This is a genomic window from Pseudomonas sp. SM4, assembly GCF_051913165.1.
Taxonomy (GTDB): domain Bacteria; phylum Pseudomonadota; class Gammaproteobacteria; order Pseudomonadales; family Pseudomonadaceae; genus Aquipseudomonas.
Genome location: NZ_JBODOE010000005.1, coordinates 176,423 through 200,431, shown reverse-complemented (window position 1 = coordinate 200,431; position 24,009 = coordinate 176,423). Strand labels below are relative to the sequence as shown.

General features: G+C 62.1%; 10 protein-coding genes. 1 reads left to right on the top strand and 9 read right to left on the bottom strand.

Annotated elements, in window-relative coordinates; genetic code table 11:
- Nucleotides 1-67: 67 nt before the first annotated feature.
- Nucleotides 68-1,015 carry a SphA family protein gene (locus ACQ4MY_RS11625; RefSeq protein WP_440095196.1) on the top strand — a complete coding sequence of 316 codons (948 nt, stop codon included), beginning with the start codon at nucleotides 68-70 and terminating at the stop codon, nucleotides 1,013-1,015.
- A gap of 189 nt (nucleotides 1,016-1,204) precedes the next feature.
- On the opposite strand, the gene ACQ4MY_RS11620 is transcribed toward ACQ4MY_RS11625, so the two are convergent.
- The 9 genes from ACQ4MY_RS11620 to gspG all read right to left on the bottom strand — a co-directional run bounded on the left by ACQ4MY_RS11620 (nucleotide 1,205) and on the right by gspG (nucleotide 23,978).
- Entirely contained in the window at nucleotides 1,205-13,702 is a 12,498-nt protein-coding gene (locus ACQ4MY_RS11620) for a filamentous haemagglutinin family protein (RefSeq protein ID WP_440095194.1), read from the bottom strand.
- 203 nt (nucleotides 13,703-13,905) lie between these two features.
- Nucleotides 13,906-15,012 carry a substrate-binding domain-containing protein gene (locus tag ACQ4MY_RS11615; protein WP_440095192.1) on the bottom strand — a complete coding sequence of 369 codons (1,107 nt, stop codon included), beginning with the start codon at nucleotides 15,010-15,012 and terminating at the stop codon, nucleotides 13,906-13,908.
- 466 nt (nucleotides 15,013-15,478) lie between these two features.
- Nucleotides 15,479-16,690, bottom strand: a complete 1,212-nt coding sequence (gene gspF, locus ACQ4MY_RS11610) for a type II secretion system inner membrane protein GspF (RefSeq protein ID WP_440095190.1) — start codon at nucleotides 16,688-16,690, stop codon at nucleotides 15,479-15,481.
- A complete protein-coding gene (gene gspE / locus ACQ4MY_RS11605) occupies nucleotides 16,690-18,096 on the bottom strand; it encodes a type II secretion system ATPase GspE (RefSeq protein ID WP_440095188.1) in 1,407 nt (468 codons plus the stop codon). The genes gspF and gspE overlap by 1 nt, the downstream gene beginning before the upstream one ends.
- Before the next feature lie 346 nt (nucleotides 18,097-18,442).
- A complete protein-coding gene (gene gspD, locus ACQ4MY_RS11600) occupies nucleotides 18,443-20,839 on the bottom strand; it encodes a type II secretion system secretin GspD (protein WP_440095186.1) in 2,397 nt (798 codons plus the stop codon).
- A complete protein-coding gene (gene gspM / locus ACQ4MY_RS11595) occupies nucleotides 20,836-21,384 on the bottom strand; it encodes a type II secretion system protein GspM (protein ID WP_440095184.1) in 549 nt (182 codons plus the stop codon). The genes gspD and gspM overlap by 4 nt, the downstream gene beginning before the upstream one ends.
- Complete coding sequence (gene gspL, locus ACQ4MY_RS11590; protein ID WP_440095182.1) at nucleotides 21,377-22,555, bottom strand: type II secretion system protein GspL; 1,179 nt, start codon at nucleotides 22,553-22,555, stop codon at nucleotides 21,377-21,379. The genes gspM and gspL overlap by 8 nt, the downstream gene beginning before the upstream one ends.
- Nucleotides 22,552-23,511, bottom strand: a complete 960-nt coding sequence (gene gspK, locus ACQ4MY_RS11585) for a type II secretion system minor pseudopilin GspK (RefSeq protein ID WP_440095180.1) — start codon at nucleotides 23,509-23,511, stop codon at nucleotides 22,552-22,554. Before gspK ends, gspL begins: the two co-directional genes overlap by 4 nt.
- An 8-nt stretch (nucleotides 23,512-23,519) precedes the next feature.
- Nucleotides 23,520-23,978, bottom strand: coding sequence for a type II secretion system major pseudopilin GspG (gene gspG / locus ACQ4MY_RS11580; RefSeq protein ID WP_007918211.1), 459 nt, complete (start codon nucleotides 23,976-23,978; stop codon nucleotides 23,520-23,522).
- Nucleotides 23,979-24,009 lie beyond the last annotated feature (31 nt).

The window sequence follows — 24,009 nt, the reverse complement described above, 5'->3', positions numbered from 1 at the left end:
TTTCTAGAGTGCCGGGCGTACTGCGTGCCGGCGTTGCGCCCAAAACACAATAATAATGAGGACGGATATGCACCCGAACCGCGCGACATTCCCCCTGCGCCTGGCCCTTTGCTTGCTGGGCGGCGCCGTGACCCTACCGGCGTTGGCGACCGAAGCCGGCGTCGACAACATCGGCCCCGGCACCGACGGTTTCTTCATGTTGCCGCTGGAAGTCGACAGCCTTCCGGAAAACATGGTCGCGTTCAACCTCTACTACAACCACTACAAATCGCGCAGCCTGAACATCAGTTCACTGGGCGGCAAAGTGCACGATGTCGAGATCGAGTCGACCGCAGTGATCCCCCGCCTCGACTACCTGAGCCCGGTGCGCGTGTTTGGCGGGCGGCTGGCCGGCTACATCGCGCAGCCGTGGTTGAAGCAGGAAGTCTCGGTGTTCGGCCTGAGCGACACCCGCGAAGGCATGGGCGATACCACCATTGCGCCGATCATTCTGTGGGACATGGGCAAGAACCTGACCCTCGGCGCGGCCATCGAAGTCACCGTGCCGACCGGCGAATACAGCGTCGATCGGCTGGCCAACACCAGCAACAATTTCTACACCTACAAACCGTTGTTCTCCTTCACCTGGCTGCCGACCGACAAGACCGAAGTGTCGATGAAGACCACCTACAGCTTCAACGAGAAGAACAAGGACACCGACTACAAATCCGGGCAGATCTTCCACTTCGATTATTCGGCCAGCTACAAGATCACTGATGACTTGATGCTCGGCCTCAACGGCTACTACCTCAAGCAGACCACCGACGACAAACAGTTCGGCCACACCGTGCAGTTTGCCGGACAGGACGTCGATGACGGCGTGCGCGGCGAAGTCTTCGCGATTGGCCCGGCTCTGCACTTCACCTTTCTCAAGTACGCCAGCGCGGAGATTCGCTGGGCCAAGGAATTTGATGTGGAGAACCGCCCGCAAGGCGAAATGCTCTGGGCAAAAGTCAGCATCCCCTACGCCTTCTGAAACCCACCGCAATCCCCTGTGGGAGTGAGCCTGCTCGCGATAGCGGTGTGTCAGACAACACATCAGCAACTGACAAACCGCTATCGCGAGCAGGCTCACTCCTACAAGGGATGTGGCCAGTTCCGAAGTTTTTAGCAGACAAAAAAAGGGCGACCAACCGGCCGCCCAAACGTACTGCACGAGAGTCTTTTACAACGTCAGTTGCCCGCGCTCCTCCTCGGTCAACTGCTGTTTCGCCTGTTCATCCAGCGCCCCTGCCCCCAGCACCTGCACCGGGCTGTTCGGGTTGTAGCCCGGCGCCGGGGCACGGCTTGCACCATCGCGAGACGGCGCAAGTTGTTCGTTGCCGAAGCTGAGCACCTGCACGGTAAACACCGACGCCTGGTTCTGCCGCGCTGCTGCTTGCTGCTGACGGGCGACGTCTTCCGCCGCTTGCGTGGCCGAGGATGCAGCGGAACTGGCTGATGTGATCGCGCCGGTGTTCACCGCCGACACCACCGGCACACCCGACGCCTTGCCCTGCACCGAAATGTTGGCGGCGTTGACCACCGTCAGTGCGGCAATGTTGACGTTGCCCGACACACGAATCCCCGCCTCGCCGGCATCAATGGTGCCGAGCGGCGCGATCAGGTCGATGTCACCCGGCGCCACTTCGGCGATCGGGTTGAGTGTGGCGATACCGGCGCCGGTGCTCGGTACCGACGGCGACAGGGTCACGTTGCCCCAGGTGTCGTAAACCCGTTTCGGCGGGGTGTAGACCACGGTGGTTTTCGAACCGCGACCGGCGTTGATGTCGCCCTCGGCGGACCAGCCAAGGATCGAGCCACCGAAGGTGGTCATGATCCGGCTCTGCCCCAGCAGAATGCTGCCCTGCGAGTAGAGCTGAATGTTGCCCGAGCCTTGGGTGATGATCCCCGCCGTCGACGGTGGCGCGGCGCCTTCGATGCCGAACACCTGACCACCGCCCGGCGTGAGCATCTGGATGTCGCCGCCGAACAGTGTCTTGACCCCAGCGCCGCCGTACAGCGTGATATCGCCGTCGTAGCGGATCGGATTGCCCGCCACATCAGTGCTCGGAAACAGCGCCGCAATCGCGTTGCGACCGCGCAGATAACTGCCAGTGCGCGGGCCATCGACGTCGTTGTATTCCAGACCGCCGGCACGCAGTTCAGCGAAGTACACCTGACGCGCGAAGATTGCCTGTTCGGCGCTCGGCATCGCGGCGTAGAACGCTTGTGCCTGTTCGGCATTGCCGCTGAAGCCATAGCCGAGGGTCAGCCAGCTCTGCAACTCGTCCAGGTAGGTCTTGACCACTTTGCCTGGCTGGCCGTTGAGAGAGGCCTGCGGATCAGCGAGGTTCTGCGGGTTCAGGTAACGCGCGATGAACCGTGAGTAATCCAGCCCTTGCGCGCCTGTGCCCGCCTGCAGCACCACACTGGCGCCAGGCCGCTGATCTCCGGCCACCAACGAACCCAGGCTGGTGATGCTGGCACGGTCTTCCATGAGGATGTTGCGCCCGGCATTGATGTCCAGCGTACCCGGGCCGGCAATATCGAAGCTGCTGTAAAGAATGTCGCGTCCGGCCGACACCCGCGATACATCTCGCGGGTCGTTATGCACGAACAGGTTGCCGGTCGAGGTGATGCCTTCCCGACCCACGCCCATCTCGTCGGGCCGCACGGATGTCGGTTGGCCCAGGTTGGTCCCGGATGCCACGATGTCACGTCCGGCAACCATCCAGACCGGGCCTGCGGCTTCGTACCACGTGCGTTTCGAGATTTCGAATCTCAACGTCTCACCACTGCGTATCCCCACCAGATCGCCGGTCAAGGCATAAAACCTTGCGGGTCCCTGCACGTCATTCAATCCGGAATAGCTGTTGGGACCAAAAGCGAACAACGGATAACGCGAATTGGCGTCAGGCTTAACACCGTCGCTGGCGTAGTTGCTGTTGAGGGGCTTCTGGACCCTACTGCTGGAGAAGGCTTGGAATGCCGGTTTGAAAGGCGTGGCAATGGCCAGTGGGCTAGCGCCGGATTGATTGATCGCATAGCCACCGGCATAGATGGAATCGCCGGCCAACAGTTCGAGTTGTCCGGCTGTCGAAGGTGCCAACAACAGTGAATACGCGGTTGTCGGCGCTGCGTTGCCCTCGCCGTATGCCGCCGATGGACCGGCATAAATCGACCCCTGAGCCGCCACAGCCCGAAGAATCGACGGATAGACAAAGCGCCCATCGGTGGGCGAGGTATTGGCGCCGCTCACAGGGGCGAGACGCCCATCGACCTCCGCCAATTGAGTACTCGGCGTGAGATTGCCACCGGCAGAAAACAGATCGATGGCGGTGTGATCGGTCCAGAGCGAGAAGCCGCTCAGAATGCCCCCGATACCCATATTGCCGCTGCTATCGAGCAGTGGCGAGGCGTTGAACAGACGCACCCGACCTGGATCGGCCGCACCGCCCAGCACCAGGTCGCCACGAGTACTCAGGCTCATGCCCGAGTCACCAGGAATCAGCACCAGACCACCGGACGCGTTGCTGGTGGTCGAGGTGAAAGGATCCAGCGGTCGGGTTTCACGGACATCATGCGACTGTGAAATGGCACCGTATTGCAGGTTGATGCCGCCCAGTGCCCCGCCCGTCAATTGCGCCGCCCCGCGCAAATTGATCAGCGCGCCTTGCAGGTCGTGCCTCGGCGCCCTCGTCCCATTGTCTCCGGCCCGCGCTTGCAGCGATGGGTTCAGCGCGCCGCCGATGCGAATGTCCATATCGCCGCCGCCGGTCATCTGCACGCTGCCATCGCTGGCGATACGACCTGTGCTGCCCACGGCAACGATAAGCCCTTGGCTGCGCGGATAATTGATGGCATCGCCCAACGGTTTGAGCATACCGGCGTCACCTCCGGCACGCAGGCTGATATTACCGCCGCCCAAGGTGCCGAAACCGGTAAAGCCCATCAGATACGGTTCGGTATTGCCGTCGGCTGTCATCAACTGAGTGGCGTAACTGCCGAAGTTGATCCACCAGGCGGTGGGCACATCCGGATTGCCTGTGCCTTGGCGCCACAGCCAGTTACCCACTGACGCGCTGGCAATCTGCTCACGGAAACCGCCACCCGACGGTAGCGCCTTCTTGCCTATTGAATCAGCGGAAACCGAGCCCCCGGCGTTGATCGTCAGGTTGCCGCCCATCTGCGGATACCAGGCTTGATACAAGCTGTCCGAGCCACCGTTGACCCATTTCTCATAGTCGACACCCGCCGAGCCCAGCACCGAATCGCTGTCCGAGAGATGCCCGCGTTTCTGGTTATAGAGCGGGTCAACGCTGGCTGACTGAGTGCCTGCGGTATACACGCCGAACGGCGAGTCCATGCTCAGATTGCCGGCGGCGATCAGGTCGAGATCGCCAGTGCCGGTGCGTAATACGCTGAACAGCTGCGTATGGGCATTGGCGGATTTCCCCGGATTGTTGCCGATGCACAGATCAGGTTGTACTTCACAGATAATCTGGAAGTCTTCCGGGACCGGCTCATAATCGGCTCCCAATCCGCTGCCTGGTGCCCAGACCCAGCGCGCCATGGGTGCGCAGCTACCCACCTGTACATCGCAAAGGGGAAGATACTCATCTGGCACAGGCTCAAACTCGGCAAAACCAAACGGGTTGTCAGCAGTCCAGACCAGTTTCCCCGCCGAAGTTGTCACTTTCACCCCGTAGTGAGTATCCGCCAGGCGCAGATTGCCCTCAGGGGTCAGCGGTCGCGCCGCCCGACTGTCAGCGGCGCCAAGATCTGCACCCGCCACCACGCGCATCGACCACGACGCACTGCCCGACGGCAACATGCTCGCCACTGCCCAGTTCTTGCCTTGCTGGTCGCCGGTAAACGGACGCAGTTCGATCAATGAAGTGCCGTCGGCCAGTTTCACGTCGGTCATGGAAGGAATCAGCGATCCGCGCAGCAATGCCAGCGAACCACTCAGCCTGACCCCGGAAACGCTTTGCAGGTCGGCGTTGTAAACCCCCGGCAACGGCACGCCTTTGGGCCAGTTCATGGCTTGCAGGCTGGTCGCCTTGTTCAGACGGATACCGGCACCCAAACGGCTGTTCGCCGGCACCGTCACACTGTCACTGAACAACGTCCCCGCCGCGTACAGCAAGTTGCCACTGGCATCATGGATGGCCCCGGCCAACACCGTGCCGGCGCTAAAGGTATACGCCTCAGCCAACACTGCCTGAGTCGGCAGCAACGTGCCGCTGGCCAACACCGCGCCCTGAATTGTCACGTCGTAATTGAGCGTGGCGCCAACCGGGAACTGTGTCCCTTCAGCCAGCGAAACACCGCTGCCCGGCACGATCAGATCAGCGCCGAACGGCTGCACACCGGCAATCAATTTCCAGCCGGCATCATCCTGAGTTTCCGGCGGCGGCGCGAAACCGTCGTTGATGCTGCCGTAAATATCGAGGTTGCCACCCGCGCGGATCACCAGGTTGCCGGCCTCACCGGAACCGTACACCGCCGGGTTCAAGCGCGTGTGCGGATTGAGGCTGGCATAGCGATAACCGGACAAGTCCAGATCGCCCTCCACCACCAGGTCGCCGTCGGCGGTTTTGCTGGCGATTTCCACGCCCGGACGCAAATGGAATGCATCGGCGTAGGCAGCGTTGTTCAGACCGGCGAGTTTGCGTTGCAGCAGATCGTTGTTGCCCAGCGCCGCATTGATGAAGGTGTTGCTGTCGCCGTGGATGCTATCAAGCATGGCCTGATCGATGACTTGATACGGTCGGCCACTGACCGCTTGATCGGCGCCATCGCGGGCATCGGTGTAGCGGCGTGTAGCGTTGAGGCCAATGGAGCGAGCGCCCTGAATGGTCAACGCACCGCTGGCGTCGATGGCGATGTCATTGCTGCCCAGACGCGGCGCGTTCAATTCCAGGGTGCCGCGCAGCATTCCGTCGTGTTGACCGGCGAGGAAACCGGGCAGCGCATCGGTGCCGTGACGCAGGTCGATGCGCGCGCCGGATGCCAGCGTGAGCACGCCCTCGCCGGAATTGAGCTCCACCGTGGCGCGGTTCGGCGCATCGATGATCTTGCCGTAGCTGTCGACGCGCAAGACTCGACCGTGGGCGTCGAGCACGCTGTTGCCGGCCAGCGTCATACCGTTTTTCGCCGCCAGACGAATGTTGCCGACGCGCTCGCCACTGGCGTCGATCAGACCGGCCACCGTCAGGCTGCCGTTGTCCACCGAGACATTGATGTCACCGGCCTTGAGGCCATCGCCGATCACAAGATTGCCTTGCTTGAGCTGCAACCTGCGGCTGCCGAATACCTGTCCGGCGTTCAGGCGTTGATTGAGTGCGGCGAACTGCGCCGAGGCATCCCCGCCGAGGTTTTGCGCGCGGATGTCCACGCCCCCGGCGTTGTACGGCACCAGCGTGCCGCCGGCATCGTAATAACCGCTGCTGCCGCCGAGGATTTCACCCTGCAAATCGACTGTCCCGGCAGCGTCGCCCAGCGCGGTGGCCGTGAGGTTGCCGGCCTGATGATTCTTCGCCGACAGATCAATCCGCGAGCCCGCCGCCTGCCGGATATTGCCGTTGGCGCTGTACAGCGACACGTCGCCGCCCCAACTGTACTTGTTCACATCGTTGAACGGCAACGTACGCCCGGCCATGTCCAGCACCGCAGCATTGCCGAGGGTCAAATCGCCTTCGGACTTGACCGTCAGCTTGCCGCTGGCCAGGGCGATACGGCTATCGAGCACGATGTTGCGAGCCTCAAGGTTCAACTCGGCACCCAGCGCGTCCGCCACCCCGGCAGCCCCGCCACCGCTGAGCGTCAGATTGTTGCCAGCCTTGAGCACACTGACCGACGCCGCTTCACCGGTAAGCAACGGCGTACGCAGATTCAGGTTGCCGCCGCTGTAGCGGTAACCCTTGACCGGGTCGTAAGTGCCCTGCTCCTGATACACCGCGAGGCTGCCCTTGTGGTTGGCGGTGATGCGGTCGCTGGCGGTCAGGTTGACGTTGGCAAAACCCAGCGCCAGACGATTGTTCTGATCCAGGCCGCTCGCTTGCGGCATCGAGTCGTAACCCAACTCGATACGTTGCGCCTGAATGTCCAGCGTGCCGCTGCCCGTACCGGCGCCAGCGGTGATCACGCCGCCAGGGCTTTGCGTGGCGCCGTTCCAGATCAAATTGGCAGTGCGGATGCTCGCCACATCACTGGCGTCGCCCCAGCCATAAATCGCCGGGGTGACCAGCAGCAGATTCTGCAGTTTACTCTGGCCGGTCTGGGGATCGAGAGTGTCGAGGCTCACGCTGCCGTAGAAATTGAAGGCATCGCGAGTGGTCAGGCTCAGGGTTTCCAGCGCCGGTGCGCCGTACTGCGTATCGCCACGCAGCAGTCGATTGAGCACGTTCTGGTTGAGCATCAACCCCGCCGGTACGCGACTGCCTGCCGCTGTCAGTGCTTCGGCGCTGCCGGCATTGACCGAGCCGACCGAAAGCGCCAGGTGGCGCGTGCCGAAACGCACCGCTTCGTCGAGTTCGAATTGATTATCCGTGGCGGCCGTCAGACTGCCGTCCGAATAAAGGATCGCCGGGTTGCTGCACACAGTCGTGGTGCAGACACCGATGCGGATGCTGCCACCGCCGGAAATGCCGCTGGCCGCTTTCGGCGCCAGAACATGGGTCCAGCCGTTGGAAGCGAGCAACAGACTGGATTGGTCAGGCTGATAGAAATAGCCGGCCGTTGAGTCGTAGGCCACATCGCCGCGTCCCAGTGTATTGATCCCGGCCCCCGCCTCGACCGTGATGCCACCAAGGGTCGACGTGGTGCGCAACAAGACTTCCGGCGCCGACAGGATCGCCCCTTCACGCAGAACAATGTCTTTGCTGGTGCCAAGGAATCCGATGATGTTGGCCGAGTTGCCGTACATGACATTCGGCATCGCTCCGATGCTCAGGCGTCCGGCGTTGAGGTTGTTGAGCGTGTCCGCGTAGACCGAGACGCCATCGAAGTCAGCGGTTGGCGCATGCCCTGCACCAAGGATTTCAAAGTTCGCGCCGGCATTGCCCCCGCGCAATACGGCGGTGCCGGTAAAGCCACCCTCGGCGGCCTTGAACAGCGCCTGCCCGTTGAACTGCAAAGCAATGTCTTGTTCGCCACCGGCGTTCAGACGCAAGTCCAGCGTCTTGCCGTCCATGGGTGCCAGCGCACGCGGCACGCCCCGTCGCGCGGCATCGCTGTAGATGAACTGGGTCAAGCTGGTTTCGTTGTATTGCGAGTAGCGGCGCAACACATCGGCAGACGTCAGGATCACCTGACTGGCGAGGCTGTCACGCAAAGCGGTATTGGCAATCGACATCTGCCCGCTGCTGGTCCAGGAACCGTTGCGCAGTTGTAGCGCAGGCGTCGTCCCGCTCGGCGTCGCCTGAGCATTCACTTCAACGCGGAACGCCCCCGGCAACAGGGCAAAATTGGAGGGCAACAAGGTATAGGTGCCGGCTGCCAGACCGGGCACGCCGGCGCCAAGGGTGATCTGCTGGCCGACCCGCGGATCTACCGCAGCGGCCTCTGCCACCACCGGCGCATACACGCTCTGATTGCCCGGCACGATGGCGTACACCGGATTGCTCGCAAGCCCTGGCAAGCTGAAGGTGCCGTCAGCGGCATTGCGCACCAACGGATTGAGACGGGCATCGGTGGAGCCGCCGCGCCCTGAAACGAAACCGGCGCCGCGAAGATCACCGCCACCGGACAGATCAAGAGTCGCACCGCCCTGTACATCGATGTATTGCGAGTTGACGACCACGCCATTGGTTTGGCCAGTGATGCCATTCAAGATGACCGACTTGTCGTTGTAGCGATAGTCGATGCCGTCGGTGGTGCCACCGTAAGGCATGACCAGCCCGGCGGCGCTGACCGACGTCATGCTGCCCGGCAACAGGCGCACCTCACGTGTGGCGGTCAGAACATCGTCACCCAGGGTGATCAGGCCCAACGGTGCACGGATCACCCCGCCCTGCTCGATGGTGCCTGCGGTCAGGCTCAAACTGCCGAATACAGAATAAGGCACCGCCGCAGGTGCCGCGCCGCGACCGCTGATCCGCAGGGTGTGTTCGTTCGCCCGGTCGGCGCCCTGATAGCCGGCGCGGACGTCAGCCTGCACGCCCGTGGCGGGGTAGATTTGCGCCGCACCGAGATTCAAGTCTCCCGGAGTCCACAGGCGGGTTTTTTCGGCACGGTCATTGGGGGCGAGGAAACGCAGGTCACCGCTGCTGTCGAGCGACACCAGGCCGAATGCCCGGCGGCTGTATGCAACGGCAGGTCCTTGCTGTTGCAAGATCGCACCCTGCGTACCGAACGACAGTCCGTTGCCCACATCCAGCAGGTTCGCCGAGGCATTGAACGTGGCCTGCGACAATCGGCTCGTGGGATTGAGGGTCACCCGTGGCCGCGTCATGGTGGGCGCTTCAAAGTAAGTACCGACACCCGACAGGCGCAGGTACGGCGCGCGCAAATCGACACGTGCCGTATCAGTGGAATTTTCTGCCAGCGAGAGCGCCCCGGCATACAGATTGAGGCTCTGGTTCATGTGCAAATTGACGTCACCGTCAAACGACAGCAAGCCGTTGCTCAGCAGACTCAGGTTGTCGAAACCGCCGGCCATCAACTCATCCGCACTCAGGCGCGTCTGCCCGTAGCGCAAACTATCGTCGCCATCGCCCGGCCGCAGGTTGGCGGACAGCTTCTGGTCCCCAGAGCCTTGGCCGATAATGATTTCCCTCGGCGCGCGCACCGCATTGCCTGCCGAATCCAAGTACAACGGGACCTCAAGCGCCAGCTCCAGACGCCCACCGGCAGCGCCGACACCTCCGGCCGCCGCACGCAAGCTGCCCTCCATGAACAAGCCGTTGTAGGAGCTCAGGCTGATGCGCCCGCCATCGGTTGCAACGCGGGTCGGCCCCTGAGCGGCGATATCGACAACAGCTTCGGTGCCGGACGCATCGAGTCGAGCCCCCTGACGCACGATGACATAGGCATCGGCCGCTGTGGCCGTCGCCAGTTTCGTGTCAATTTCGCCACCAATGATGATGCTGCCGCCCTTGCCGACCTGACCGTACGTGCGCCCCAGAACATCAATGGCCGTATTGGCGCGTCCGGCGACATCCAGTACGGCCTGCTCGCCGATCCAGATCGAACGGTTGTGCGTAGTCGAATCCGCCACTTGATTGGAGGTGCCCGGGTTGATCGCGCCAAACTGTTGCTGACGAATATCAATCGTCCCGCCCCAGGCATTCAGTTCACCTTCGACCGTAATCTGCCCCGCCCCGCGCAGCTTGATGCTCTGCCCCGGATCGACACTGATGCGCGAACCGCGGCCCAGGGTCAACGGGCTGTTGGCGGCATCAATCAAGCCGATCAGGCTGGCGCCGCCCTGCAGCGTCAGGCTGGCGCCGGCGCGTTGGGTCAGCAGGCCCTTGGTCGGGTTTTCCTGGAACAGCGTCGGCGTCCACAACTCAAGCGCCGTTTGCGGATCGACACCACTGACCTGATTCGGCGCGGCATCACCGAATCGGAACACCGGCAGGTTGACGTCAATCGCGGTGTCTTCGGCAACATCCAGCCCGCTCAGGCCGATCAGGTTGTAGGCGGAAAACCCCTTGCTGAACAGATCGCCGGACAGTTGCAGGGTGTTGTCGGTCAATGCCTGGTCGGTCTGGCCAACGAGGATCTTGTTGGCCTGCACCGTCAGCGTGCCGCCGCCCGTAACGCCGTAGCCACGCAACTCACCCGCAAGGTCGAGATGGGTTTTACCGGGCGCCGAAATCGCACTGGATTCCAGCGTCAAGTCGCCGCCCTTGCCACCCCGGGTCTTGCCGTTGGCCAGCACAGCGCCGCCGGAGGACACATCGAGCAGACTGCCCGCGCCGATATCGATATCGCCACTGCTGCGGACCGATACCAGGCCGCCATTCAAGTACGCGAGGTTCGCGCCATCGTCCGGGTTAGTGCGCAAATTGCTCCACACGCCACGCGTATCGAGTCGCACACCGTCGGCCACGTTGACCTGGGTCGTCTTGTCGGCCTTGGCCGTGAGCCGAGTGTCGGCGGTATCGCTGGAGAGGAATTGATTGAGCACGTTGCCCAGGCGCAGGCTACCGCCACGCGCAGTCAGGTCAGCGCCGATCTGCACATCCGGGGCATACAGGGTGATGTCGCCACCGTTATCGACCGTCAGTGCGCCGTCGACGACGACCTGATCCTGAGCCGCCACTTTGAGCGCACCGAGGCGCAAGCCATTGAGTTGATCGTTATCGAGAAACAACTTGCCCTTGCGTGCATCGGACACCGCCCCGGCCAGGTCCAGATCACTGCCGGCAAGCGGACGTTCGCCGCCCATTTGCACCTGGTCCAGCGTCGGATTGAGCGTATACAACAAGCCACTCGCCGCCGCGACGTAGGTCGGGTCGTAACTGCCGACGATCAATTGCGCTCGCCGCGCCAGTGCTGTCTGACTTTGTTCATAGCCGTCGAGCACCGGTTTCGGCGCCTGATTCTGCCGTTCGCCCTGATACACCTCGCCGATCATTTGCCCGTCGAGTACCGCATTGGCAGTGGCGATCACCAGTTGCCCGGCGTCGCGGCCGACGGTGTAACCCGACTCGAACCGTGAGCGCGGCGCGATCAGCGGGTTGTAGAAATAGCTCGTCTGGCCCCAGCGTTCGCTGCTGTCCTCATAGCCTTTGTACAGCCCGGTGTAGAGCAGATCGCCTGGCGCGTGCGAGACTTCGTAAAGTTTGCCGTCGGCACCGCGCAGCCAGCTCTGACGAATCTGGCCGCTCTGCACATCCAGCGTGCCGCCGGACAGATTGATCAAAGACCCTTTTTCCGTGACCACGTCGTTACCGGCGAAACTCACCGTACCGCCCTGGGCCATCCACTCGCCGATGCTGTGGCCCTGGGTGCCGAGGTAGCCGCCCACTTCCAGCAAGCCGCCCGCCGTGTACCAGCGATCCGTGGCATAGCCGTTGGTGCCGGCCGGCACGTAGACCAATTCGCGGACATCGACCCAGACGTCGTTGCTGTTGAGCGCACCCTTCTCGCGGTTGATCGACGCGTCGCGCTGTTCGTTACCCTGCACGTTGATCTTGATGTTGTTGTTTTCCATCGCGACCTTGACGCCGAGGGCGCCGGACACATCGATCATCGCGCCATCACGGACCACACTGCGTCGTTGCGCACTGACCGCGACCTGGCCGCCGGTCGCCAAGGTAATCGAGCCGTTCTGAAACTCGACGCTGCCGCCGCTCTGGATCTCGATGCGCGATTGATCGCCACGGATGCGGTTGTTGGCGTTGACGCCGGTCAGCGCGGCGTCGCGTTGACTGTCGAGCGCCGTGAGGTCGCTGCTGTCGAGCATGATTGCCGTGGCGCTGCCCTGCCCCAGCGTGACGCTGCCGGTGCTGTCAGTGCTCGGGTTGAGCAAATGAATCGTGCCGCGCGTGGACACCGAAGTGCTGGCGAGCAAAACACCGTTCTGCACCACTTCATGACCGGCCAGGGTGATGTCGCCGGTGGCGGACTGAATCAGCCCGTTGTTGGTGACTTTGCCGGCAACGGCCCCGGCCTTGAAGCCCGGCGTGACCTCACTGCCAAACGTCGTCGAAAAGGTATTACCCTCAGTGCCCGAGCCTTTGCGAATGTAAAAGCGATCACCAGCAGCCAACACCGTCTGCCCTTTGGCGGTACTGATGCTGCCGTCGTTCTGCACTTCGTTGCCCAGCAGTAACGCATAGCCACCGGCATCGGTGGACACCGCCGGTTTGTGCGTCTCGATGGACGCGCCGCGCTCCACCAACACCTTGCCAGCCGCGTCGGTGAACGTCGGCTGAGTGCCGGTGCTGTCGAAATACAGCCCACGGTCGCGGAACTGGATATCGGTGATATTGGCCGCCGCCGCCACCAGGTTGCGCACGTTGACCTGGCTGCTGCCGCTGAAAACGATGCCGTTGCGGTTGACCAGCATCACCGTGCCGGCGCCCTTGATCTGCCCCTGAATCTGACTGGCCCGCGCACTCGGGTCGTTGACCCGGTTGAGCACCGCCCAGTTCGCTTGTTGAGCGAATTCGACCGTGGTGTTGCGGCCGACGTTGAAGGTTTCCCAGTTGAGGATCGCTTTGTCGGCGGTCTGCTCGATCTGCACCGTGGTCTTGCCGTCAGCCTGAGTCTGCTGTGGGCCCTTGGCGTTCTGCCAACCCTGGGCGAGGCTGTTATCGACTTTCAAACCGCCCTCACCCAGACCGTCCGGCACAAACTGCACCGTGCCCAGCGCCGCTGCACGTCCGGCCGCCTGCGCCGCTTGTTGTGCGGCAATCGCGGCAACGGTGTTGTTCAAGGTCTGGATCGAACGCTGCAGCTGCTGATTGGCTTTTTGTTGTTGAGCCAGCGGTGGCGTCATGCCCGGCAAACCGCCCATGCTCGGCCGTGCCGCCGCGGCTTGCTGCGCTGCGCCCTTGGCAGCAAACCAGCTCGAACTGAACGCCGTCTGCGCCTGCGCACTGCCCGCCACCAGACACAACGCCACGGCGTGCGCCAACGGCTTGAGCAGCCACAGCGTCGGCTCCAGAGCTTCACGCCTGGAGGACAGAACACGGGTACGACGACGGGATGGGCGAGCGAGCATCACTACGAGATCCTTTTTTGATTGCCACACTTGGGTGGCCAAAGCTGCCGCAGGCCTGCAAAAACCTGCTGTTACGACATAGGCCGTTGGCGAGGGCCGCGACCGAACGGATGTCACACAAACTTCATGTTCGAGGAGTAGTCGGGCAAAAAAAATGACGGCAACCCGAAGGTTGCCGTCATTTGTGTTACGGCAGTCTGAGCTTAAGGACGACCGATAGCGTTGCAGACGCTGGCGTTGTTGATGTCCAGGTTGTTGCCCGACGAGTTGGTGATGAAGTTGGCGGTTACAGCGGTTTTCCAGGCGGTAGGCACAGCGACGAATTTGTGAGCCTGAGTCGCGGCGTTATTGCCCGGGTTGCTGTAGTGGGTGGTCAGGAACGCTTTAACGTCAGCGGCCACGGCTGCATCCTTGTAGCACTGGCCGAAGATGAAGTTGGTGTAAGCAGCCAGTTTGTAACCGGAAGTCGGGTTAGGCACCACTGGCGACCAGTTGGCAGGGTTTGCGGCCTGGGCTGCAGTCGAAGGCGCGGACGCCGACAACAGTGCCAGCGTGACGTTGGCCGACGTTGGCTGAACGCCGTTTACGCGAGCAACGACAGCGTTGCTGGTAGCGTCGACACCGTCCGGACCGACATAACCGATGGAGCCATCAACCGCGTTAACGGCAGTGGCAACATCAGAAGTGTTGGCAACGCCGACCCAGCCAGTAGGCAGAGCGCCGCCACCGACGCGAGCGGCAGTGAAGGTCGAGTTGGTCACGAACTGACTCGAGCAAACCGAGTTCAGGTGACGGGTGAGGATTTCCGTAGTACCGCTGGAAACGTTGCGATAAACCACGCGGATCGGGGTGGTGTCAGCCGTGCCCAGCAGAGCGCCCCAAGTGGTTTTAGCGCCGGAGAAAGCATCGCACAGCTGAGCGCTGGTCAGGTTCAGAGCAGTCTGGCCGGATTTTTTGTAAGGGATGGCAACCGAAGTGGCCACCGAAGGCAGTTGGATCAGCGGGCCGTACGAAGCACCGAAGTCGGTGTTGTAGGTGCTGAGTTCCGAAGCGCTGAGGATCGAGTCGCTACCGGCGAAGTGCACGGTGCCGGTGGTGCCGAAACCAGCCGGGTTGTTCTTCAGGAAAGCAGTCTTGCCACCGCCGCTACCGATGGCGGCGTAGCTGAAGTTGGCTGGCAGGATGCTGTCGGCAGAACCTTTGTACAGAGCGGCAGGCAGCGTTGCACCACCACCGGTAACGGCCATGGCTTGCGCGGAAGCCAGAGCGGCGACGGTCAGGGAGGCGGCGATCAGAGTGCGCTTGAACATGAAGAATCTCCTTTTCAACTGGTTTGTGAACACAGGTTTTCGGGGTTGCTTGCATGACACTGGGAAGACTCACCGGGCCCTCGCTGGCGCTGGCCGTGGTGAAGTCGCACTGAGAAATTCGCAGCTTCCGGTGACAGATAAAGGAAAAAACCTCGGGAGCTGCGAGGTGTTTCCGAAGGGATTTTCTCGGGTGATTGTTGGGGCCGGCGAAGGGTCTGGATCAGGGGTTTGGCGGAATCGGGCTGGAGCCGTTGGCGGGTGGTTGCAGATGACAGAAAGGAGAACCCGAGGATGGGGGAATCGAGGGTCGGGTGATGGTCAGATGCGGTGAAAAAGTTTTACAGATTCTTTGCCCGAGCTGACCTCATCGCGAGCAGGCTCACTCCTACAAGGGAACGCATTCCAAATGTAGGAGTGAGCCTGCTCGCGATGAGGCCCGACCAGACACCCACAAAACAGCAGACATCTACTGCACCAATTGATTGATCTCAATGATCGGCAACAACACCGCCATCACAATCACCAGCACCACCCCACCCATCACCACAATCATCAGTGGCTCCAGCAATGCAGTCATGCCCATTGCTCGCCGTTCGATATCCCGCGACAGAGTTTGCGCTGCGCGCTCAAGCATGGGTGGCAGCGACCCGGTTTTTTCGCCGCTGGCGATCAGGTGAATCAACACCGGAGGGAATACGTTTTCCACACGCAACGCTGCCGCCAGGTTGACGCCTTCACGCACCTTGGCCGTGGCCTCTGTGACACTCAAACTCAAGCGGTCATTGGACAAGGTCTGCCGCGCCGCTTCCAGCGCCCGCAACAACGGCACCCCGGCGCCGCCGAGAATCGCCAGGGTCGAGGCAAAACGCGCAGTGTTCAGGCCGAGGATGAATCGCCCGAATAACGGCAGTTTCAGCACCCGATGATGCCAACTCAAGCGTGCCGCTGGATTGCGCAGATACAGGCGCCAGCTCCAGAACGCGCCGGCGATGATCGCCGCACACAACCAGCCCCACGCCCTTATGAAATCACTGGCGTTTAGCATCGCCAAGGTCAGCCCCGGCAAATCCTGCCGCGCCTGGGAAAACGCGCTGACCACCTGCGGCACCACATAACTGAGCAGGAAAATCACGATACCGATCGATACCAGACCAACCACGCCCGGATAGATGAACGCGGTGAGAATCTTGCCGCGCAGGTTGTTGCGCTCCTCGATGTAATCCGCGAGCCGCTCCATGACCTGCGCCAGATCGCCGGACTCCTCCCCCGCCGCAATCAGCGCGCGGTAGATCTCGGGAAAGTCCCGTGGCCTTGCCGCCAACGACTCCGCCAGACGCATGCCGCTGCGCACATCTGCACGAACGGCACTGAGGGTGTGGGCGATGTGTTTTTTCTCGGCCTGTTCGACTGTGGCGCTGAGTGCAGCTTCCAGCGGCAGACTGGCGCCGAGCAGACTCGCCAATTGCCGCGTGGCCCAGGCCAGATCGTTGTCCGAAAGCTTGGCGCTGAACAGTCCACCGCCACCATGGCTGGCGACATTGCTCTCCTTGTGCACCGATAACGCGGTCAACCCGCGCCCGCGTAATGTTGTGAAAGCGGCGCTCTGGCTGTCCGCCTCAAGGTGTCCGGATTCGATCTTGCCAGTGGCATCAGCAGCTTCAAAACGATAGCGATTCATCAGGCGTCCCGTGTCACACGCAAGATTTCTTCAGGGGCGGTGGCGCCGCTGCGGATCCAGCGTTCGCCGTCCTCACGCAGGCTGAACATCCCGGCTTTGGCCGCTGAGGCGCGTAAGGCCTGCTCCCCTGCCCCTTGATGGATCAGGGTGCGGATGTCGTCGTCGATGCAGAACAATTCGTGTATGCCGGTGCGGCCGCTGTAACCGGTTTGATTGCACGCCGGGCAACCCACCGGGCGCCAGGTGTCCGGTGCCGTTGGGTCTTCTTGCTTGCACTGATTGCACAGGCGCCGCACCAATCTTTGCGCGAGCACCCCGAGCATCGATGAGGCCAGCAGAAACGGTTCGACGCCCATGTCGATCAAACGGTTGACCGCCGACACCGCGTCGTTGGTGTGCAAGGTTGCCAACACCAAATGCCCGGTCAGCGACGCCTGCACGGCGATTTGTGCGGTTTCGAGATCGCGGATTTCGCCGATCATGATGATGTCCGGGTCTTGGCGCAGGATCGCCCGCAACGCCAGGGCAAAGGTCATGTCGATCTTGGCGTTGACCTGAATCTGGCTGATGCCCGGGAGGTCGTATTCCACCGGGTCTTCAACGGTGAGAATGTTGCTGGTGCTCGCATCGAGCCGTGCGAGTGCGGCGTAGAGGCTGGTGGTTTTGCCGCTGCCGGTCGGGCCGGTGACCAGCACGATGCCGTGGGGCTGGCGGATCAGGTGATCGAGTTTGGCCAATACTTGCGCATCCATGCCCAACGTTTCCAGATGCAGACGCCCGGCCTGTTTGTCGAGCAGACGCATCACCACCCTTTCGCCATGCCCGGTCGGCACCGTTGAAACACGAATGTCGATCGGCCGCCCGGCCACGCGCAAGGCAATGCGACCGTCCTGTGGCAGGCGTTTTTCGGCGATGTCGAGCTGCGCCATGATCTTGATCCGCGACACCAGCGCACCGTGCAACGCCTTGCGCGGCGAGACTACATCGCGCAGCGTGCCATCGACGCGGTAGCGCACCACCGAATGGCTTTCGAACGGTTCGATGTGAATGTCGCTGGCTTCATCACGCGCCGCTTGCGTGAGCAAGGCGTTGATCATGCGAATCACCGGCGCGCCGTCCTGAGTGTCGAGCAGGTCGGTGATTTCCGGCATGTCCTGCATCAGCCGATCCAGATCAACTTCGTTCTCCGCCGCCCCGACCACCGCCGCCGCACTGCCGGTGTCGGCGTAAGCGGCGGCCAGCAAACCATCCAGCTCATCATCGCGCACCCGCTGAATCGTGGTCGCAGCAAACTGCCGCCGCGCCTCACTGATCGACCAGCCCGGCGTCGACGGACACACCGTCAACACCCCATCACACAACAAAATCCGCTGCGCCTTGGCCCAGGCGTAAGGCAACACACTCATCTCAAACCCTCCAGATCCCCTGTGGCATTGCCCACCCGCCGACCCCATGTAGGAGCTGCCGAAGGCTGCGATCTTTTGATCTTTGGCCCCTTGGGTCCGTCGAAAATCCAGATCAACAGATCGCAGCCTTCGGCAGCTCCTACAGGTCCGGTGTTGCACTCGATTGCTTTGGCAATCCGGTCCCCTGTGGCGAGGGGATTCATCCCCGATCGGCTGCGCAGCAGTCGCAAACCCGAAACACTCGGTATGTCTGAAAAAATGTGGTTGCAGGTTTTGGGGCTGCTTCGCAACCCATCGGGGATGAATCCCCTCACCACAGGAGTGGGTTTCAGATTGAGGGTCGGTTTCAAAAGCGCGTGCTCCCTTCGATTGGCACGGCTTTGATCGTGGCGCGTGGGCCTGAGGTGGGCGCCATCGCCGGCACGCCCTGTGCCGCCGTCGGCAACTGCGGCGCCTGCATGTCCGGCATCGCCCAGCTGCGTTCCGGCTGCAAACCGCCCTGGGCGCGGCGCATGAAGTCGTAGCGATTGAGGGTGATGCTGCGCCCCGCTTCGCTGTCGCGAATGATGTACGGGCGCAGGAACACCATCAGGTTGGTCTTGGTGATCGCCCGGCGTTCATTGCGAAACAGCGCGCCGATTCCCGGCAGACTGCCCAGCCATGGCACTGCATCATTGCTCTGGCTGTAACCGTCCTGCAGCAAGCCGCCGAGGACCATGATCTGCCCGTCATCCAGCAGAATGCTGGTATCAATCGCGCGTTTGTTGGTGACAATCCCCGCCGACGCCGCACTGTTCGAGGCGCGTTCATCAATGCTGCTGACTTCCTGATAGATATCGAGCTTCACCGTGCCGCCCTCGGAAATCTGCGGGCGCACGTTGAGCTTCAAGCCGACCTCTTCACGGGTCACCGTCTGGAACGGGTTATTGCTGGTGCCCCCGCCGCCAGTCACGTAACTGCCGCTGACAAACGGGATGGTCTGACCGACGAAAATACTCGCCGCTTCGTTGTCCAGCGTTAGCAGGTTCGGCGTCGACAACACATTGGTGCCGCCCTTGCTCTTCAACGCCCGGGCCAGCACTTTCAGGTCGAGAATCTTGCCAATACCGGGGATATCCACGGTGCCGTTGACGTAGCCCAGGTTCAAACCCTGCGGCAACACGTCGATGCTGGTCTTGCCGTTGACGTTGATGCCAGAACCACCCAGATTTGCCCCGCCAATCACGCCGTTACCGCCGAGATTGCCGGTCTGCCACTGCACACCAAATTCACTGGCATCGTCCTCGCCGACTTCGACGATCAGGCTTTCGATCACCACTTGCGCACGACGCTGGTCGAGCAGATCAATCACCTCACGCAAGTTGCGATACAACGGCTCCGGCGCGGAAATCAGCAAGGTGTTTGTGGTGGCGTCAGCCTGAATGGTCACGCCGCCGGCACTGAACGCCACGTTCTGTTCGCTGTTCTGCGACCCGCCGCTACCGGTTGCGCTGCCACCGCTGCCACCGCTGCCCTGCGCGTAACTGCCGCCCGTGCTGCCGCTGCTGTTAGTCGATGTTGAGCCGCTGCTTTGCGTACTACTCTGACCATTCTGCCCAGCGCTGCCACCGGTGCTGCCACCCATCGCACTGAGCACCGAACGCGCACTGTCACTGGTGCCACTGTCACTCTCGCCAGTCAGCAAACCCCGCAACGCCTGCGCCAGTTTCGTCGCCTGCGCATTACGCAGGTAAACCACATGCAGATTGCTCGGATTGCTCTGCGCGTTATCAAGCTTGTAAATCAGATTACGCGCCAGTTCCGTACGCTCCGGACTGCCGGCACGAATGATGATGGTGTTGGAACGCGGATCACCGATTACCGCGATTTTCTGCGTCGGATCATTGCCCGGCGCATCGAGCAAGTCCGCGACCATCGGCGCAATGTCAGCAGCGATACCGTTCTGGATCTGCACCACATCCGTGTCAATCGCACTCGGCGAATCAATGCTCGCAATCAACTGCGCAACGCGGGTCAGGTTCTCAGAGTAATCAGTGATGACGATGGTGTTGTTGCCCGGATAGGCGTTGATCGGATTGTTCGGCGAAACGATCGGCCGCAGCACCGGAATCAGGTTCACCGCGTTCTCGTATTGCAGACGGAAGGTGCGCGTGAGCATGCCATTGCCCGCCGGTTTGTCAGCGCTGTAAATCGGCCCACCCAACAGTTTCGCATCCGCCTCCGGCACCACCTGCGCCACACCGCCGACATCAACCACACTGAAACCCTGCATGCGCAGCGCCGCCAGCAGCATGTCGTAAGCCTGCCGCGCAGGCACCTGACCTTCGGACACCAGCGTCAACGTCCCCTTCACCCGAGGATCGACCAAAAACTGCTGCCCGGTGGAACGCGACAACGCCCGCACCACCGCTTGAATATCCGCGTCGACAAAATTCAGCGTCACCGGTTGATCGCCCAAAGGATTACTCGGCAACGCAATGCCCGAAGACGCCGCCGCCCCACTGCGCGCACTTTTGGAGATGTTGTGCAATTGCTTCGGCACCGGTCGCGCCTGGGCCTGCGCGCGTTCGCGGTCGAGCACCGCGTCGCCGCTGCGCTGGGTGTTGGCCAACGGCCGGCCCAGTTCACTGTCGACCAGCAATGGCGGCTGGTTCTGCGGTGTGGTGGTGTTGCTGCACGCGCTCAACGCCATCAGCAGCATCGGCAACGCCAGATGTGCCGGTTTGGATCCTGACCCCTTCATGAAGCTTCCTTAGCGCCCAGCGCCTGATCCATGCGAACGGTGCCTGACAAAGTGCCGGCAGTGACTTCGGTCGAGGGGGTGTCTGCGCGTTGCAAACGGGCCTCGACCACTTGCAGAGAAAGTTGTGCCGGGTTGTTCAACAGCCAGTCGAGCACGGCGTCGGCCGGCGCCGCGTCGAAGGTCAACTGCCAGGCACCGGCCTCCCCGGCCTGCAATTGATAGTGCCCGGCCAGGCCGCTGGCTTGCAGAGTCTGCTCCAGCGACTGCGCCACGTTTTGCCCGTCCGGGCGCACGCTGACTTCACGCAACAGCACCTCCAGCGCTTCGGTCTGCGCACGCAGCTTTGGCGTTTCGGTTTGCCAATAAGTGATTTTCTTCAGCGGCGGCTGGATCAGCGCAACCCACAGCAACAAGCCGATCAGCGCAACGGCCATGCCGGCGACCATGCGTTTTTCACGCAACGCCAACGGCTGCCAACGGGCCTGCACCTGAGCGTTAAAGCGTTGCCACTTGGCGCGGTGGAGCGCGAGCGAGGCCTTATTCATCTTCTTCTGCTCCGCCGCTGTCATCGCTCTCGCTTGGGGTGGCTTCAGTGGCCGGACGCAAAGTCCAGCCCTCGTCATCTGCCGTCACGCTGATACCGGCCTGGGCCAAAGTGCTTTGCCAATCCTGATCATTGCCGCCACGACGAGCGTCGGTGAGTAAACTCAGTTGCAAGGTGCCGTCGACAAACGCCAGCCGCTCGACACTGCCGGCCATCGACGGCATGCCGCTGCCCGCCTGCAACACCAGCCGATTAAAAGTCTGCGCCGGATCATCCGCCGCGCCCTTCTGCCGCGCCGCCAGTTGCTGTCGCGCTTGTTGCAACGGGTTGAGGATCACCGGCAACTCAGGGAAGGCCTGCTTTACCCGCAAGTTCATCTGGGTTTTCAACTGCTGACCCTGTCCAGCTTCGCGAGCGGCATACAGGTTCAAACCGATCACCCACACCGCCACGGCCAAAGCCGAAAACCCAATGGCTCGGCCCCAACCGCGATGCTCGGTGTTCTGCGTTTGCACCGCGCCGTGCAGCCCCCAACCGGGCAACGGCCCGGTCCAGCGCTGCACATCACTCATCGGCAATTCGGCGCCCGGCGGCGGTTGATCGCCGATCCAGTGAGGAGTCGCACCCGGTTCCCAAACAACACCATCGAGGCCGTCATCAAACAACGGCTGCACCCGCGCCCCTTGCACACTGTCACGCAGCAATAAATGTCCGTCCTGCACGCAAGCAACGGTGCCGGGCAGCACCGGCAAACAATACGGCGCCGGGTAGAGACCGCGCAGGTTCAGCCCAGCACTTTTCAGCAACTGACCAAACCCCAACAACTGTTGCCGAGGCGCCCAGGCGATCTGCACCTGCCCGGCCTCGTCCCGCGAGCTGTGCGCGATGTGCATCTCGCTGCTGTCGCCCAGCATCAACGCCTGCGCCGCACACTGCACCGCCGCGACAATCTTGTTGGCGGGCAACGGCGGTAAATCGAGACTCGCCAACAGGCTGTCAGCCGGGTGCAGAAAACACACCAGCGGTGGCAGTTTCGACTGCTGACTCAACTGGCTCAGACTATGGCGTTCTTCCCGCGTGACCTGGCCCTGTCGATCCAGCCAGGCACAGTGCAATTGACTGTGCAGATCCAGCTTCGCCAGGGGCGGCAACGCCACTTTCAACTGGCTCATACGCCCACCCGCGACCAGATCACTTGCGGCAAGCGGTCCTCGCTGCGATGCAACAACGCCTCAAGACTGACCCGCCGCTGATCGCGCCGCGCCTCGCCGCGCAGGCGAAACCAGTCACTGGTGATGCCGACCTTGACGTTGGTCAACTCCAGTTGCGGCATGCGCAAGCGGTTAACGAAATCGCCACGGTTGATAAACCAGCGCCCGGCATCACGCTCGGCAATCAACGCATTGGCACGCTCCAGCGACAGCCCCGGCACATACGCGGCCAACACCGGCGCGGTGGCGGTGTTGCCATTGAGCCAGGTCGTCGCCGGAATCACCGTCAGGTACGGCGCCAGTTTGCCCATCACCGCCTCATTCACGCCGTCCAGGCTGCGCAAATCATCAAGGCTGCGCAGCATCGGCATTGTCGGATTCTGCGGTTTGCGTGAAGCGTTGGGCGACGTTGCGCGGCCGCTGTCGAAGCCGCTTTTCGGCGCCTCGGTAATCTGCGGATTCAGCAGTCGCGGGTACGAAGCGATCACTCGCTGACTGATGCGCTGACTCAACCCGGCACTGACCCCGATCAACTCGCACAAGCGCTGAAACGCCGCGACCTGCGCCTCATCAACCCGCTCGTTGGCCACCAGATTGCGCAGGTTGAACTTGCCCTGCTCATCCTCCAGCCTCCCCTCAAAACCTTGCGCGGAGAGACGCTGCGCCCACGGCTGATCGAGCCGGGTCAACGGATCGCGCTGACGGTCGTCCCAGAGCAATTGTCGGCTGATCTCCAACCCGCCCTGCACCAGCCAACGCCCCTGCACACGCTGCTGATCCGCCTCCAGCGCACGGGTCGACACGCTCTGGCGCGTCAACATGCCCGCCGCAATCACCGCCACCACGGCCGCAATCAACAACGCGCTGATAATCGCCATACCCTGTTGCTTCGCCCCCTCAGGCGAGCGGCTGTTCATGGCCGGCCTTACAACTGCCAGGAACCGATATCGGCATTCACGCCGTCGCCGTCAGGCTGACCGTCGGCACCGAGGGAAAAAATGTCGATCTCGCCATTGGCGCCGGGGTTGAGGTATTGATAAGGACGCCCCCACGGATCGTTCGGCAAGCGCTCCAGGTACGAGCGCCAATTGCTGTTCTTCGCATCCGCCGGCCGCTCCACCAACACCTTCAGCCCCTGATTCATGCTCGGGTAAGTGCCGTGATCGAGGCGATACAACTTCAACGCCTGCATCAACCCACCAATGTCCTGCTTCGCCGCCGTCGCCCGCGCCTGATCCGGCCGGTCGAGGACCTTGGGCACCACCATCGCTGCCAAAATCCCCAGAATCACCACGACCACCATGATCTCGATCAGGGTAAAACCCTGCTGCCCACGCGGCGTGCGCAACGGTTGCTGAAGCGATTTGAAAGGTGCGATATCCATCTCGACAATCCCTGGCTTGATTCGATTCGAC